Annotated in this window: 9 protein-coding genes; 4 read left to right on the forward strand and 5 right to left on the reverse strand. The window is 56.4% G+C overall.

The window, feature by feature from the left end; genetic code table 11:
* Positions 1 to 341: 341 nt before the first annotated feature.
* The 3 genes from HMPREF2614_RS07630 to HMPREF2614_RS07640 form a co-directional block, all read right to left on the reverse strand.
* Positions 342 to 4010 (reverse strand): multifunctional oxoglutarate decarboxylase/oxoglutarate dehydrogenase thiamine pyrophosphate-binding subunit/dihydrolipoyllysine-residue succinyltransferase subunit, encoded by a 3669-nt coding sequence (locus HMPREF2614_RS07630; protein WP_038628381.1) that lies wholly within the window; start codon positions 4008 to 4010, stop codon positions 342 to 344.
* Positions 4011 to 4113: 103 nt separating this feature from the next.
* Positions 4114 to 7959, reverse strand: coding sequence for an ABC transporter ATP-binding protein (locus HMPREF2614_RS07635; protein WP_235191242.1), 3846 nt, complete (start codon positions 7957 to 7959; stop codon positions 4114 to 4116).
* A gap of 91 nt (positions 7960 to 8050) precedes the next feature.
* Complete coding sequence (locus HMPREF2614_RS07640) at positions 8051 to 8869, reverse strand: hypothetical protein (protein WP_224783718.1); 819 nt, start codon at positions 8867 to 8869, stop codon at positions 8051 to 8053.
* A gap of 186 nt (positions 8870 to 9055) precedes the next feature.
* Between HMPREF2614_RS07640 and HMPREF2614_RS07645 the strand changes: the two genes are divergently transcribed.
* Together HMPREF2614_RS07645 and HMPREF2614_RS07650 are read left to right on the forward strand one after the other, a co-directional pair.
* A complete protein-coding gene (locus HMPREF2614_RS07645; RefSeq protein ID WP_038628390.1) occupies positions 9056 to 9868 on the forward strand; it encodes a (2Fe-2S)-binding protein in 813 nt (270 codons plus the stop codon).
* A gap of 198 nt (positions 9869 to 10066) precedes the next feature.
* The gene (locus tag HMPREF2614_RS07650) at positions 10067 to 10909 is read left to right on the forward strand and encodes a hypothetical protein (RefSeq protein ID WP_070437933.1); all 843 of its coding nucleotides are present in this window, start codon (positions 10067 to 10069) and stop codon (positions 10907 to 10909) included.
* Positions 10910 to 10937: 28 nt separating this feature from the next.
* Here the strand turns inward: HMPREF2614_RS07650 and HMPREF2614_RS10930 are convergent, their stop codons facing one another.
* A complete protein-coding gene (locus HMPREF2614_RS10930; RefSeq protein WP_070437929.1) occupies positions 10938 to 11492 on the reverse strand; it encodes a hypothetical protein in 555 nt (184 codons plus the stop codon).
* Between the two features lie 277 nt (positions 11493 to 11769).
* Between HMPREF2614_RS10930 and HMPREF2614_RS07655 the strand changes: the two genes are divergently transcribed.
* The gene (locus HMPREF2614_RS07655) at positions 11770 to 12852 is read left to right on the forward strand and encodes a S1 family peptidase (protein WP_224786572.1); all 1083 of its coding nucleotides are present in this window, start codon (positions 11770 to 11772) and stop codon (positions 12850 to 12852) included.
* 255 nt (positions 12853 to 13107) lie between these two features.
* A complete protein-coding gene (locus tag HMPREF2614_RS07660; RefSeq protein WP_224786573.1) occupies positions 13108 to 14247 on the forward strand; it encodes a trypsin-like serine protease in 1140 nt (379 codons plus the stop codon).
* 98 nt (positions 14248 to 14345) lie between these two features.
* On the opposite strand, the gene HMPREF2614_RS07665 is transcribed toward HMPREF2614_RS07660, so the two are convergent.
* Positions 14346 to 16521, reverse strand: a 2176-nt coding sequence (locus tag HMPREF2614_RS07665; protein ID WP_070560625.1) for a DUF3427 domain-containing protein, incomplete at its 5' end; no start/stop codon positions are given.

A 16521-nucleotide genomic window follows, 5' to 3' on the forward strand; every position in this document is an offset into this window, starting at 1 on the left:
CTTGAATGCCGGCTGCAAATGTGAAACTGTGCGAGTTTATGACATTTTCATGCCATTTTTCAGGTCATTTTGTCATAAACGCAGTCAGTAACTCGCATTGAGGACTAAGTAGTAAATGGTGCCGACCCGGTAACACGCCGACCGGACACGCATTCTGTCTATTAACCCTTATCTACTGTGCGTCTGACAATTGCTAGACAACGACTAAGGGGCTCCAACCGAGTGGTTGGAGCCCCTTAGCGTTTGATCACCAGTGAAGACCACCAGTGAAGACCGCCAGTGAAGACCACCTGGTGAAGCGGTGTTCTCAATCACGCGACTTCACCGCGGTCTCGCGAGACCTACTTAAGAGCCTCTTCCAGAAGAGCCTTCTCCTCAATCTGGTGGACCTTGGCCACACCAGTTGCGGTGGAGGACTGCGCACGGCGGGAAACGCGAGTCAGCTTCGGCATATCCGGCAGAGCCTCTGGGAGGTTCAGTGCCAGGAATGGCCATGGGCCCTGGTTAGCCGGCTCATCCTGGACCCAGCGGACTTCCTCAAGATCCGGGTAAGACTCGAAGAGGTCGCGGAGACGGTTGTGCGGCAACGGGTGCAGCATCTCCAGGCGAGCGATTGCGATGTCGTCGCGCTTGTCCTTCTTGCGCTTCTTCTCCAGCTCCCAGTAGATCTTGCCGGAGCAGAGCAGCAAGGTCTTGATGCCGGACTTGCCCTTAGACTCGAAGTTCGGGTCATCGATGACCGAGCGGAACTTGTTCGGGTTGGTGAAGTCCTCGACAGCGGACGCTGCCATCTTGTTGCGCAGCATCGACTTCGGAGAGAACACAACCAGCGGACGGTGCAGGTCGGACAGGACGTGGCGACGCAGCAGGTGGAAGTAGTTAGCCGGCTCGGACGGCTGAGCAACGGTGTAGGAACCCTCGGCTGCGAGCTGCAGGAAGCGCTCGATACGTGCCGAAGAGTGGTCCGGGCCCATGCCCTCGTAGCCGTGCGGAAGCAGCAGAATCAGCTTGGAGGTCTGACCCCACTTAGCCTCGCCCGAGGAAACGTACTGGTCAATAGTGGTCTGAGCGCCGTTGGCGAAGTCACCGAACTGTGCCTCCCAGAACACTGCTGCATCCGGGTTACCCAGGGTGTAGCCGTATTCGAAGCCCATGCCTGCGTACTCGGTCAGAGCCGAGTTGTAGATCATGAAGCGGCCACCGTTCTTGGACTTACCGTAGGCGTCGATCGGGTTGTATTCCGAACCGTCCTCGGAGTCAATCAGAACTGCATGGCGAGAGGTAAAGGTACCGCGGCGGACATCCTCACCTGCGAAGCGGACGTCGATGCCAGCACCGGTGAAGGAGCCGATTGCCAGCAGCTCGGCCATACCCCAGTCGATGCCACCTTCCTGAGTCATCTCCGCGCGCTTCTTAGCGACCGGCGCAACACGCGGGTGAATCTTGAAGCCCTCAGGGAGGTTGACGTAAGACTGACCAATCTCGACGATTTCAGCCTTCTCGATACCGGTCTTGAGGCCATGCGGCAGCGGCTGAGAACCGGCGATACCGGTCTGCTCGCCCGGCTTTGCGTCCTGAGCTGCGCGGACCTCGTTGAAGACAGCTTCCATCTGGTCGTGGAAGTCTCGGCGTACTGCTTCGTACTCTTCCTCGGAAATATCACCGCGACCGATGAGGTCCTCGGTGTACTGAGCGCGAACGCTTTCCTTCTCGTCGATGATCTTGTACATCATCGGCTGAGTCATGGACGGGTCATCGGCCTCGTTGTGGCCGCGCTTGCGGTAGCAGACCAGGTCGATGAAGACGTCCTTGCCATAGCGGTTACGGTACTCAACAGCCAGCTGGCCGACCCAGACGACAGCCTCCGGGTCGTCACCGTTGACGTGGAAGACCGGGCAGCCGTATGCCTTGGCAATGTCGGTTGCGTAGTAGGAGGAGCGACCGGAGTCCGGTGAAGTGGTGAAGCCAATCTGGTTGTTCACCACGATGTGGACGGTACCGCCGACCTTGTAACCACGCAGGGACATGAGGTTCAGGGTCTCCTGGACAATGCCCAGGCCGGCGAAGGAAGCGTCACCGTGCAGCAGCAGCGGCATGACGGAGTAGCCCTCTTCGCCCTTGTTGATCTTGTCCTGGCGTGCACGAGCAAGACCCTCAACGACCGGGTTGACGGCTTCGAGGTGGGACGGGTTCGCAGTCAGGGTGACGTCGATCTCGCCCTCGCCGAACATCTGGATGTGACGACCAGTAGTGCCCAGGTGGTACTTGACGTCACCAGAACCGCCGACCTGTGCCGGGTCGATGTTGCCCTCGAACTCGGTGAAGATCTGGCGCAGTGGCTTGCCGACGATGTTTGCGAGCACATTCAGTCGACCGCGGTGTGGCATACCGATGACGACCTCATCCAGGCCAGCACCAGCAGCGGTATCGATGGCGGAGTCCATCAGCGGAATCAGCGACTCTGCACCCTCAAGGGAGAAGCGCTTCTGCCCGACGTACTTGGTCTGCAGGAAGTTCTCGAATGCCTCAGCTGCGTTCAGTTTCTGCAGGATGTACTTCTGCTCAGCGTGGGACGGCTTCGGCTGGCCGCCCTCAAGGCGCTCTTCCAACCACTCGCGCTCTTCGCGGTCGAGAATGTGAGCGTACTCGGAACCGACCTTGAGGCAGTATGCGTTGCGCAGCCGAGAAAGCACCTCGCGCAGCGTCATCGTCTCCTTGCCGCCGAAACCACCGACGTTGAAGGTGCGGTCCAGATCCCACAGGGTCAGACCGTGCTCCTCGATATCGAGGTCAGCATGGTTCGGAGCGGAAGTATTCGGCTGGTCAGAACGCAGCGGGTCGATGTCAGCCAACAGGTGACCGCGGGAGCGGTAGGCCTCAATCAGACGCATAACGCGGGTGTTCTTGTCGATACCCGTGTTCGGCAGGTCCTGTGCCCAACGGATTGGGGTGTACGGGACGCGCATGGTCTGGAAGATGTGGTCCCAGAACTTGTCGTCGACGAGCAGGTTGCTCATCGTACGCAGGAACTCACCGGACTCTGCACCCTGGATGATGCGGTGGTCGTAAGTAGAGGTGATGGTCACCAGCTTGCCGATGCCCATCTCTGCCAGACGGTCAGCGGAAGCACCGGCGAACTCAGCCGGGTAATCCATGGAACCGACACCGATAATCGCGCCCTGGCCCTTGGTCAGGCGCGGGACGGAGTGGCGGGTACCGATGCCGCCCGGGTTGGTCAGGGAAATGGTGACACCCTGGAAGTCCTTGCCGGTCAGCTTGCCGTGGCGAGCACGAACGACGATGTCCTCGTAGGCGTCGACGAACTGCTTGAAGGTCAGGGTCTCACACTCACGGATAGCGGCAACTACGAGAGAACGAGAGCCATCCTTAGCTGGCATATCAATGGCCAGGCCGAGGTTAATGTGTTCCGGGGTAACCAGAACTGGCTTGCCGTCAACCACCTTGTAGTTGTTGTTCATGTCCGGGTGGAGCATGACAGCCTTCACCATGGCGTAACCAATGATGTGGGTGAAGGAAATCTTGCCGCCGCGGGCGCGTGCCAGATGATTGTTAACCAGAGTGCGGTTTTCAAACATCAGACGTGCCGGCATATCGCGAACCGACGTAGCAGTCGGCATCTCCAGGGAGACATCCATGTTCTTAGCGATAGCCCGTGCGACGCCCTTCAGAGGCTCCTCGCCGGATTCAACAGCCGAAACCTTGGCTGCTGCATCCATCGGGGACTTCTTCGGCTTCGGAGACGACGGCTTGTTCGGGGTCTTGGTTGGTTCGACCCCCTTGGACTCACGACGTCCGGTTGCCTTTGCTTCCTCCTTCGTGGCTGCTGCGGGCTTTGCCATGTTGGAAAGGTCCTCGCCCTTTTGGGACGGGGTGTGGGTTGCGAAGAATTCGCGCCATTCCTGACCCACAGACTGTGGATCCTTCTGGAATTGCTGGTACATCTCGTCGACCAGCCATTCGTTCTGGCCGAAGCTCATGTCGCTGCTCACGGCAGGTACTCGCCTCTTTTCGTCTTAGTTTTACTAACTCACGTTTATTCTAATGAGCGCAAGCGTCAAAGTGTCATTCAAGGATAACGAAAATTCTGAATTACTACACCGTCGCGCTCCCCATATGGTACTTGCTCCAGAGCTCTGCGTATTGGCCACCCGCCGCGAGAAGCTCGTCATGGGAGCCGTCCTCGACAATACGCCCGTGGTCAAGTACCAAAATCCGGTTGGCCCGAGCAGCCGTAGCCAGGCGGTGGGCCACAATAATTGCCGAGCGTTGACGCGACGCACGGTCAGTGGCTTCGAGGATTGCCGACTCTGTTGCAGGGTCGAGTGTCGCGGTGGCCTCGTCGAGAAGCAGCAGTTCAGGACGCATCATTTCGGCACGAGCGAGTGCGATGAGTTGACGCTGTCCGGAGGAGAGCCCTCGGCCATCTGGGCCGACGGGGTGGTGGAAGCCACCGGGCAGGCTGGCAATGGTGCTGAGAGCGCCGACATTCTTCGCGGCTTGCTGGATTTCAGCATGACTGCTGTCCGGCAGACCGTAGGAAATATTTGTTGCTACTGTCCCCGAAAATAGGTGTGATTCTTGGGGGACATAGCCGAGGGGGCGTCGCCAATCGTTAAGAGGGAAGTCGCGGATGTCAGTTTCAGAGGCTCGCACCACACCGTCAACTGGATCGTAAAAACGGGCAAACAACTTAATGATTGTTGATTTTCCGGCACCGGTGGACCCGACAATTGCGACTGTTTCTCCGGCAGGAATCTGCAAATCGAGAGCATCGAGGACCTGCGGGCGTTCGTGCTCAGAGTTGGCGGCGGGGTAGGAGAAAGTCACCTTGTCTAAGCGCAGGTCGCCAGCGGCTGCACGGGACGCGCCGTCAGTAGTGCCGTAATCTGGCATGGGGGCGGTCTGTAGGAGGTCACCAATGCGATTGAGACCGACCTTCGCCTGCTGGTAGCCGTCGAAAACATGGGACAGTTGCTGAATCGGGCCAAAGAGCATTCCCAGGTATAGCGTGAAGGCGACGAGTACGCCGGGCGTCGTAGTTCCCGCAGCAACCTGTTGGGCGCCGACAGCCAACACCGCAGCTGTTGCCAACTCAGAGACGAAGTTGATGCCGGGGAAGAATAAGGCCACGGCCAGCTGTGCTCGCTGACGAATTGCGCGATACTTATCGGATTCCTCGGCAAAGGAAGATTCGATATCGGCGACGCGGTGGTACATCTGAATCTCGCGAAGCCCACCAATGGTCTCCTGGAAATCAGCGTTGACCAAGGAAAGTTGCTCGCGTGCAGCCTTGTATAGGCGCGAGGAGATTCGGCGGAATACCAGGGTGGCCGCCACAATGATGGGAAGCGTCGCCAACGCCACCGCGGCGAGTGACACCTGTGTGGCAAGCAACAGCACTGAGACACCGAGCAGAGTGAACGTGGCAATCGCGCCCTCTGCCAATCCCGTTTGTAGGAACGACGACAGCGCGTCGATGTCGGTTGTCATCCTCGTCATGATGGCACCCGAGCGATTGGCCTCGAAGTAGTTAATGCCAAGCGACTGCAGGTGACGGTAGCAGCGCACACGCAGGGCATAGAGCAGCCGCTCACCAGTACGCGCAGTAATAACAGCATTTGTGGCTACGGCAATCCAGCTGATGAGGACTGTCGCCAAACCGCCTGCGGCGCAGGCCCACAACACGGCTTCATTGTGCTCACGGATGCCGTGGTCAATGGCGTAGCGCACGAGCATGGGGAACGCGAGATCGGCAACGGCAATGAGGGCGAGCAGCGCAATGACGCTTATAAATAGGCCGCGGACGTAGGAGAGCAGCCGGCGCAGAGAAAAAGGCTCGGAGTTGTCGAGTGCTCGAGCTGGTACACGCGGTTTTTCGCTAGCGGGTGGGAGGTTTCGCACACGCTCGAGAAGCTCTGGCGTCGCAGGAGCATTGGCGAGAGCCGCCCCCATGCCGCCACGCCCGCCGCCGCGGCCACCGGGACCACCAGGGCCACCGGGTCCACCTGGACCGCCTCCGGCTCGGCCAGCCCCGCGGGCCATTTGAGAAGTGGCGCCTCCGGGAAGCCGCGCAGAGGTGTCTGACGTGGAGTCGTCGGAGGTTGGTGCGGATTCGTCGGGCCAGAGTTCCTCGGGGCTGGGGTCCTCACTGTCGATGGGGTCGAGAACGAGGTTTTCGATTTCGGGGTAGGCACTCTGGTCGATGTCCATCAGCTCGGTGAAGCGCGGATGAGAAGTAATCAGTTCGGCCTTGGTTCCAATGCCGGTGAGGGCACCGTCTTCGAAAATGGCGATGTGGTCCGCCTGCTCGAGAGTGGAAGATCGATGCGCCACGATGACGATAGTCGTATCCGCCAGCTGTGAGGTCAGCGCGTTGAAGATTTCCAACTCAGTTGCAGCATCGATTGCTGAGGTTGCGTCATCGAGAACCAAAACTCGAGGAAGGGCGAGGAATGCCCGTGCTAATGCCACGCGTTGAGCTTGTCCGCCGGAGAGATTATGCCCGCGCTCGCCGATGGCTGTGTCCCACCCCTGAGGCAGGTCGTCGACGAAGTTGACCTGGGCGGCGGTCGCTGCGGCGATAATCTCTTCCTGGGACGCCGCGGGATTGGCGAATGCAATGTTCTCACGCAACGTGCCCGCAAATAAATAAGGAGTGTCCGGAACGACAGTAATAGCGTCATATACGTCGCTGGAGAGAGTGCGCGCGGTATCTGTGGATGTGCCGTGGCTGGGCGCATCGATAGTGATAGTTCCCGAATCCGGCAGATAGTGACGGCCGAGTAACTCCGTGGCGATAGTCTTTCCGGACCCCGGTGGGCCAATCAACGCTAAGGTCGCCCCTGGCGCGACGGAGAATGAGACATCGTCGATAAGCGTGCGTCCGCCACGGCTGTGGGTGACGTGGTTGAAGCTGATGCCAACGGGGCCGTCGGGGAGAGGAAGCGCGTCGGTGGGTTCGGGGTTGTCTGGTCGGGCGTCGATGACATCGGAAATGCGGTCGATGCTTGCCGACGTCAGCTGTATCGAGATGACCATGTTGGAGACCAGACGCGACAGGGCAGTCAGGCTGGTGAGATACGTGGCAAAAGCTACGAACGTGCCTAGGGTGATGTGTCCGTGAATCGCTAGCCAGCCACCGACCGCGATATTTCCGACGAGGGACAGTTGCGGCAACGACTGCAGCGCCGGTTGGAATCGAGCGCTGAGTTTTGCCGCTCGCAGGCGGAGGGAATAGAGCAGAGACGAGTTACGCTCCATCTTCACAACTTCGTTGTCACCCTGCGCAAACGCCTTGACAACACGGATGCCGGAAACGGTTTCCTCGACTTGTCCGGCAATCTCGCCTGCTTGCTGTTGGGCAGCCCAGGTTGCGGCATGGAGTTTGTCACGCGAATTCACTGCAATGTAGACAATCGCTGGCACCACGGCGAGGCCGACCAGTGTCAGGGGCAGCGAGAGGGCGAGCATGATGCCGATAGTGATGAATAGCTTGACGACGGACCCCAGCGTCAACGGCAGCATCGCCAGTAGTCCGGACACAGCCTGGAGGTCGGAAATTGACCGTGACACAACCTGGCCGGTGTTGACTCGGTCTTGTGCTGGACCATCGAGGTTTTGTAGGGAGCGAAGGATTTTTAGTCGCAGGTCGTGCTGAACATCAATGGAGAGTTTGCCGGAGAAGAATCTGCGCCCCACCTGGGCGATGAAGCGTACTAACGCGATGGCCAGAAATACGGAAATGACTGCCTGCAGGGGAGTTAGGGACGGCAGCAGGCGCGCGGGGACACCGCCATCGGACGAGCCCGTTGCTACATCAATGGCATCTCTAGTGAGAAGCGGAAGTACGGACTCCACCCCGACAACGATTAGCGCTGCAACAACGACACCATAGAGCGGTAGTGGCCTGTGAAGAGACTGTTTCCACAAGAACTTCATAGGAGAGGTTCTGCGGGGTTTGCTCTGGGCCATGGTGGGTACCGCTCTTCCATTGAAAAACGTCGCTGAAGGGTAATCGGAGTAAGAGGAACTACTTATTCTTCTTTTTCTTCGGCCACTTCAGCGCCGAGGGAATCGAGAACCTCGATGACTTTGAGTCCTTCTTCGAGTCTTCAGAGGTGTTGGATTTAGCCGGTAGCTTTCGTTCAAAGTCCGACCAATCCTGGGGAAGTGGGCCCAGAGATGCGCGAGTGGAGCTGATAAGAATGCCACCGAGCTTGCGGTTTGCGGAGGCCCCAACCACGGCGCCAATTCCAAATGGCAAAATCTTACCGATGATGGCCAGACGAGCGTTCTTCATCAAGCGCTTGCGTGCCTCGCGAATTAGCAGACGGTTTGCTGCACCCAGCTGCGGAACGCCAAGCCGTGGCAGTAGGGAATTCACGGAAGTTTTGGTCTGCTTCCGCAGCGATTCCTCGCCAAGCAGGGAGGCCATAATAGCTGTCCCTTCAGAACCGCTCATGGCCGCAAGAATCAGCGTGCGACGGCGTTGTGGATCGGTGATGTCAATATTGCGCAGGGTTGCTGAGGCCAGTGTGTACCAGGCGGATGCTTCCAGGAACAGCAGCGATTCACCGGTAACTGCAGCCAAGCCCGTAATCATGCCGACGCCGGGAAGAACCGCGCTGCCCCCAGCTGCACCACCGGTGCCGGTGACCAGGTTCAGGTAGTGGGAATCAATACGTTCCTGTACCTGCGCCGGAGTTTCATCTTTTTTGCGCTTGTGCAGGGAACTGACGTACCCGGTGATGGCAGATGACTGCCAGCTCATGGTCTTATCCAGGGTTTGGATAAGAAGGGTTCCCAGTTTTCCGGCATCACGTTCAATCGCTTCGGGGGTTGAGTTCACTGCATCAGTTACTGTGCGAGTTGAATCCTTCTTCGTCTTTTGGAACAAAGTAGTAGACCTCCTAAACGGGTCCGTTGAGAGCCATATGCCCATATAAACACTACTGAGCTGTGGGGAAATTCCGTAGTCGGTGGAAAAATAGACAGGTGTACGGCGATTAAAACAGTTGATAGAAGGACGAGACTGGTGAACGATGTCATGCGGGGTGCCGCATTGCCTCCCGAGTACTCCCAGCTTTTGGCGGACTTTCCTCGGTTTTCCGCAGATGTCATTCCTCACGACGGTGCTGCGGATTGGCACCTTTCAACCGAAGCTGTAGCTGCCGGAATTGAGGCCGGGAGAAAGCTGTTTCCCATGCCTGAGGTTGCGGGCGATACCCGTTTCCAAGCGCAGTTGTGGTGGTGGTCCATGTGCGGAGCATTGGTGGGGCCATCGCTGGCATGCGTGTTGGTTTCCGATCGAGTTCCAGTGTGGCAGTGGTCTTCTTGGTTCACATTTCTCCGAGATGACTATTGGGTTGGGTTCCAAGCTCAACAGTTTGAAAGCATTTCTGCTGAGGATGCGGATGAGCTGAAGGATTCCGGCGAAGCACTGGCCCATTTCTTGGAGCCGTTGGCTCAGGTTGTTGGAGAAGTCGGGGAAATCAAGCCTGCTCCTCTTTGGGCCGTGGCTGCCGATGCCGTAGCTAATGCCGCAATATCCGCCGGTAATGAGCTGATGGAGCCCTGGCGCGGAGCGCTTATTGGCAAACATGTCGTTGAGGGAATACAGCGAGTACATCGGGTTCCTCTTCCTCGTTTCATGGATTCCTGTGGAGGCGAGGTGCGCCCCTGGGACGAAGCCGCCGCGGAATCGGGAGAAGAACCGGACTTCGATGTAGTTACTCACCTGGAGAGAGCTACTTGCTGCATGATTTATCACAGCCCAGACGCCGATCTGTGTGTCTCGTGTCCGAAACGTTCGCGTGAGGAACGCCATCAACTCTGGGCACGCTACTGAGCGCTCTGTTTTCGAGAATCGACAGCTGGCGGCCTGTCCCTCAACCGGCCGCGTTGGCGGCTTTGATGTAGCACGCGCACTGCCGGCGTGATCTTTCGCAGCAATTGCCGGGGGCATGAGCCACCCCATGATTGCGCGTTTGTCGCTACGATTGGCTGCGGGTAGAGGCCAATTATCTTTCAAGGGAGGATTCCACCCATGAGCTTTTTCGAGCAGATTGCTGCGGCACTGGACCGCGAGGGCATTGAAAGTCGTGTCAACGATGACACCCTCTTCGTTCCCATTACCTCTGACCTGGAGGTTCAGTTCGTCACCATTGATGAGGACATCCCGGCTGCCGAAGTTTACGTAGCCGCTGCCGATGTGGATGATGAGGACGACGAGTTCGAAGCTGTTCTGGTCTCCGCTGTATTCTCCGTCGAAGACGCCGTCGCAGCAGTCGCTCACCATGTAGCTACTGACCAGGTTGTTGGCCTGCTTCGCACTCTGCTCGATGGCGACGATGACCGCATTGCTGACCTGGAGTTTGAACAGGACCCCGAAGAGGCAACTCTGGTTACCTCCGAAGTTGGTACCTCCTCGTTGGTACAGGTTTTGGTAACTGCCCACAACAACGAGCCCAGCGCACACGTCCGCTTCATCTCCCAGGACGCAAACTTGGACGACATCGTCGATCAGGCCATCGCGGAGTTCTGGGACTCGGACACCGAAACGGTTCTCACCGATGATGACCGTCGCAAGATGTTTGCTGACCTCTACTCTGACATCCAGACCTTGCGCAATGAGGTTCTGACACTGGGCACCTTCAAGGACTTTGACAAGCTGATGGATGTCCTTGCGCTCGTGGTAGACCGCGCAGAGGAATGGGAAGATCAGCTGGCACCCGTCGATGACGGGTATGCAGAGTACATCTACTCTGATCACGTTGCCTCCTTGGACGAGGATGATGACGACGACGAGGACGATGATGACCTCTACGACGATGGCGACTATGACGACGAGGACGACGAGGACGACGAAGAAGGCGACGACAGCGAGTAGCTATACTGCGGCAGCGCTGTGACTAGTGCTAAGCCGCTGATGGGCGAGAAGAAAAGAGCTCGCTAGGACACGGCAGTGGCCGCGCGTCCCTGGTGCCAATCCAACTATAACGGCGCCCGGGGAGTGCGAGGTCAGTGCCGTTTTCGTGTATCTTGCTGCAGTCCTGCGCACGATGGAGAGCCTCGGCTACAGCCCGAGTGCGTCGGCGGTTTTCTTCCCGTGTCCGATTCGAACCGCCAATTCCGCGGAGGACTACCTCCGATGAGGATTCCACCTTGACGGAAACGGAGTACATGAACATGGGCTCATCCTTCAGGATGAAGTATTCCGCGTGCACGTCGGCAAGCTGAGAGACCAGTGCGCGAGGAAGCGCTATCCGTGACGCTCGGACGGTGACCACAGGCCCGTCGGGAAGCGAGAAGGTGTGATCCAGCGCGCCGGGCGAATGCCTACGGCCGATGGTGGGGTGGCAGAGGATTGTGCGGATGAGGGCGAGGTCTTCGAAACATTCTGCACGGTAGGTAGCGGATAGCGGGGGAAGGGCTAGGCGACGGTGAATGGGAAACTCGTTTGTTGTACTCATGGCTCACAAATTATCGAACACCCCGGACTCATTTTTTCGAACGCCTAGAACTCGTGTTCGAAATAAGATTAGTATCAGTGGGCTACCTAAGTGGGGGTAGTCAATTGGCTAGGTGTCTGGTGTTATTGCAGGGACGCGTGGGGTTGTGGAAACGATTCGATAACGACTTTTGTAAAAGCCCAAAAGTCTGAGAAAACACTATTTCCGGGGGTGGGGTGGTGGATTAGTGTGAGTAGTGGCCCTAAAGAAAAACTAAAAATCTGAAAGATTCGTCTCAATGAAGCACGCAAGAAGTCGACTGGCGGTAGCGGCTTTCGCAGCACTTTTGTCCTTGGTGGCCCCGGTCGCTGCACATGCTGTCGTGGTTGGTCCGGGTGACCCGATTCGAACTCCCATGGAGGGAAGTCCGTGGGATGGGTATCGAAATATCAACTCGCCGATGTGTTCGGCGGGTGTTCCGGGGACGGTGACGGACCGCAACGGCGAGAAGCATCGGGTCATGTTGACCGCAGGGCACTGCCTGAATGATGCTCCGGATGTGGGTCTGCCAATCGTCACTGGTGAGGTGTATGTGCCAACCACTGAAGGTGATAAGCGCATTGGTACCGCAGGTGCCCATCGTTGGGAATTGCCGCAGGAAGATGCCGGACTGGAGTCGTTGCCGGCAGGCTTTAATGGCGCGGACTACGGAATAATCAACCTGGATCCGGACGTAGAGACTACCGGCGCAAGTTACTCCATTGATGAAAATGGTCAGAGCTACGGGGAGCCGGTAGTGATGACTGGCATTCAGGACAATGAAGACCTGCCGCGTGGCGAAGTCTCCTTCGATAATCTTGGCAAGCCTATCTGCAAGGACGGTATGCGCACCGGACGGGCCTGTGGATACCAGGTATTCCGAGCTCGAAACGGCATCTGGACGGTTGGTATTGGCGTTAATCACGGTGACTCTGGCGGAAATGCCTACGACCCGACCACAAATGAAGTTATTGGCGTGAATTCGATGACCTTCGGTCCGGTCTCGCGTGTGATGCCCGCAGATATTGCCATTCAGGAGGCCTACGGTATTCCCGACGGTCAAGTAAACGACCACTTCGAGGTATCGGATCCCACGGCTCAGCGCGACTCCACCTATCGCACCCTCAACGAGGATATGGCGGCGGATCAGGAGTATGCCCGGGCGCAGGATTCACAGGATTCACAGGAAGGTTCTGTACCGCAGCTAGTCGATCTCGTGGACCAGCTGCCGCAGTTGCCGAAACTCCCTGAGCTGCCACAATCGCCCCAATTGCCACAATCGTCACACCTGTCTGGGGCGCCTCAGTTGGCAGAAATTCAGCTTCCAAGCTTTGAGAGCTAGCACCAGTCTGAGAATCTGACAAAAATCACCCCCGAACCGTTAAGAGAGCCAGAATCATCCAAGGCGGATGGTTCTGGCTCTTGCATTGCTGTTGAGCAAACTTTTTGATGTCTAATGAGTCTGAAATGAAGACGAATGAACGGTTCCTCGACTGAGAATTTCACCCTAGGTTTCATTTTTGGAGAGCTTTGTAAAGGTGTCCCTAATACACTGAGTGGGACAAGTTTTCTGTACAGAAATGGAGTAGCGCACACTATGGCCAGTTCGAAGAAGGTCGCCACACTCACGGCTGCACTGTCGGTAGCTGCAGGTGGCTTTGTGCCCGGAATCGCGGTAGCTGAGGCTGCACCGGCAAACTCGGATGTTGTCATCGGCCCGGGTTCGCCGTTGCGGATGCCGTTCCCGAGCAGCAAGAACATCGACGGACGTCATGTTCAGTCTCCGATGTGCTCTCTGGGAGTTCCTGGCACCGTTGTGGATCAGAATGGTGTTTCGCATCGCGTCATCATGACTGCCGGCCACTGTGTTGTGGCGAAGGATACTGAAACCGGCGAAGAGGTCACCGGCCAGTTCTTCATCCCAACCAAGGACGGCGACAAGCTGGTCAACAAGGACTACATGGGCACCGATGTCATGCCGGAAGAGAGCGACTTCGACGAAAACACCACTATGCCGGAGTTCTTCAACGAGCTCTTCAATAGCGGTGACTACGGCATCATTGAGGTTCAGGACGACATTAAGACCACCTCCATGTCCCACTCTGTGGATGAGTTCGGCAACGTCCACGGCGAGCCGGTCCAGATCGTCGGTATCGAGGACAAGCGCACTCTCGACCCGATGGAGATTTCCGTCGACAACTTCGGTGAGCCCGTGTGCACTGACGGTTCCCGTACTGGCCGCGGTTGCGGCTTCCAGGTCTTCCGTGTCCGCAACGGTGTCTGGGCCATCGCTCCGATTGACCACGGCGATTCGGGCGGAAACGCCTACAACCCAGAGACTCGCGAGGCCATCGGCGTTAACTCCATGGGTATTGGCCCGCTGAGCCGCTTCCAGCCGATTGACGTTGCTCTTGAAGAGCAGTACGACATCCCAGACGGCCAGGTTAACGAGCGCTTCAAGGTAGAGACCTCCACTGAACCGCAGTCTGAGTTCCGCACGATTGACGAGGACGTTCAGTACACCAACCAGCACGTCCCGCAGGAAGAGCCGGATTTGGGTCCGATTGGCGAGCTGCTTCCAGAGGGCGTCGAGGTCCCGCCGGAGATTGCCGACATCATCTCGGAGAGCCCAGCTCTCCCGGAGCTGCCCATTCCGGAGCTGTCGGGGTCGACCGCTCAGGCAACACAGGCTGTCAGCAACCTCTCCTCGCAGGCAGGTCTTCCGAGCCTGTTCTAATCAGGTCACTGCAGTCTCGTAGATAGAGCGTTCGCTTTACGACGCTCCGTTTAACCCCCTATTCCGCCATGGTGGCGGAGTAGGGGGTTTAGCTTTTGTTAGTCAATCGGCTTTGCGTGAAGGTACTCGAAGAATGTGTCGGGAACGGGATGTTCAAGGTGAAGCTTCATTGTGACAACATCTAATTCTTTGTCTTTTAGCCCCTTCATTGTCGTTTGTTGTGGATCGCTGGGAGTCACTTCGCCAAGGTAGGTGAATCCTTCATCTGGTAAATCATCCCTACGCACAAACAAATGGATTGGGAACTTGTGTTGGATGATGCTCTGGACCTCTTGGCTCTTGAGGGTCCTATTTGAACGTGTAAACCAGCGCATCGTCGAACGGTCAATGAATTCATCTTCGTAGGCAATGCTCGGAGCAAGCCCCTTGTGTTTACGGTAGTTCACGAAGATAGGGATCGTCTGCGAGTGGGAATCAATCTTGTAGCCATTTAGCGTGCCTGTTTGATCCGACCGAAGCCGCAAAAGACGAGAAACATCCTTTCTGGAATAGCGTTGATTGCGGCGAAGCACACCCGCGAAATAATCATTTTCGCGGGACAGGAAAAGACCAGTTTGAATGATGTCATCCACATGCTCTCGAAAGCTATTTGGATATGTCGAATCCCACTTGTTGTACAAAGTCAAAAATTCCTCAGTCAGACTGTAACGTGAGGTTTCGTCATCGTACCGGACCAATCTAATTTCTTCGTAGGCCCGCTTCGGGTAAAACTCGAGGTTGAGCACTCGTTCGACAACAGAGAGATCCAGCTCGCTGTGAGAAACAGCCCTTGTGTCGAGAAAGTCAGAAAATTCTTCACGTGTGATGGAACCATGCTTAATAAGCTGGTCAAGTAGAAGTAACTCTTGGGGTTGCTTTCCGGGAAGTAGCTCGCGGGACAAAAACTTCAAGTATTCACTCTGCTTATCCGTTGGTCCTGTTGCTGCTTTGTCTACTCGGTGGAGGAGTTCCCAATAATTCTTGGTACGCCTGGTCGAGATCACTGCAGGGTCAACGAGGTTGAACCGAGCAAAATCCATTAGTCGTGGTACACGATTCAGTCGGTACTGGAGAAGTTGAATATCCTTTTTAAATTCAGCAATCGTGTCTACCGAGGCTGTATCGATGGCTTTAAGGATCTTCTCCTTGGCAATTTCATCAAAGCTTACAGTGGAGCCCGATGGGATATTGGAGGGATCAACGACTTTGCTCTTGAGCTTCGACTTATTTCTAGATGAATCGCCGAAAAGAGCCATCGGGATCATGTAATTGTTCTTGTAGTTTCCAATAAAATCAATTACTCGGAGGTGGTCTTTTCCTGGGGCTTTGCGAAGACCACGGCCCAGCTGCTGGGTAAAAATGATGTTTGACTCGGTGCCGCGTAGCATCACTACTTGATTTACTGCCGGAATGTCGATGCCCTCGTTGAAAATATCAACGGTGATGATGTAGTCGAGTTCGCCTGCAGATAACTCCGCAACGACAGCATTTCGTGTCGAGATTGAGTCTTCACCTAGAAGCACCTTCGTCCGTAGCTGCCGGCCAAAGAGCTGCTTTTGGTTGAGCTGCTCCGACAGCGCTTTCGCTTCGTCTTTCCGACTGCAAAACATGAGCCCCTTAACTCTCTCAGGAAACCCGTAGACACGGAGCTTCTCCAGGAGATAGTCGATACGATCTTCAGCGACGAGAGCATCGATGGATGCAGTCTTATCACCGATCGCTCGAACTCCATCATCAAAATCGGTGACACCGAAATAATGGAATGGTGCGAGCATATCGGCTTCAAGAGCGGCTTGCAGTCGGATTTCGTAAGGAACGTTGAAATCAAAGAGGCGAAAGATGTCCCCTGAATCTGGACGCTCGGGAGTTGCGGTCAAGCCGAGGACAAACTCGCTGTTGAAGTATTCAAAAACTGGCTTGTAGGAATTAGCAGCGCCACGATGAACCTCATCGATAATGATGAAGTCAAAGGCATCTGGAGAAAAGGTTTTGTAAGTCGATTGGGAATACAAGGATTGAACTGAGGCAAAAAGGTATCGTGCATCAGTTTCTTTTTTCCCACCAACCAAGAGTCCAAAGTCGGCGTCCGTAAGCTCAGAACCGGAATAAGCAAGTACCTTTCGGAATTCACTCTTAGTCTTTTCCAGAATCTGTTCCCGGTGGGCGACGAACAAGACGCGCTCGGCCTCTGCTTCTTTAACTGGCTCTTCCGTTTTTAGAGTGCGTTGATCTTCC

Source organism: Corynebacterium sp. HMSC074C11 (genome assembly GCF_001809455.1).
Classification (GTDB): Bacteria; Actinomycetota; Actinomycetes; order Mycobacteriales; family Mycobacteriaceae; genus Corynebacterium; species Corynebacterium amycolatum.

Excerpts from the sequence above, each read along its gene's own strand:
- HMPREF2614_RS07635 (WP_235191242.1), bottom strand. The coding sequence starts at position 7,959 with ATGAAGTTCTTGTGGAAACAGTCTCTTCACAGGCCACTACCGCTCTAT.
- HMPREF2614_RS07650 (WP_070437933.1), top strand. The coding sequence starts at position 10,067 with ATGAGCTTTTTCGAGCAGATTGCTGCGGCACTGGACCGCGAGGGCATT.
- HMPREF2614_RS10930 (WP_070437929.1), bottom strand. The coding sequence starts at position 11,492 with ATGAGTACAACAAACGAGTTTCCCATTCACCGTCGCCTAGCCCTTCCC.
- HMPREF2614_RS07655 (WP_224786572.1), top strand. The coding sequence starts at position 11,770 with ATGAAGCACGCAAGAAGTCGACTGGCGGTAGCGGCTTTCGCAGCACTT.
- HMPREF2614_RS07660 (WP_224786573.1), top strand. The coding sequence starts at position 13,108 with ATGGCCAGTTCGAAGAAGGTCGCCACACTCACGGCTGCACTGTCGGTA.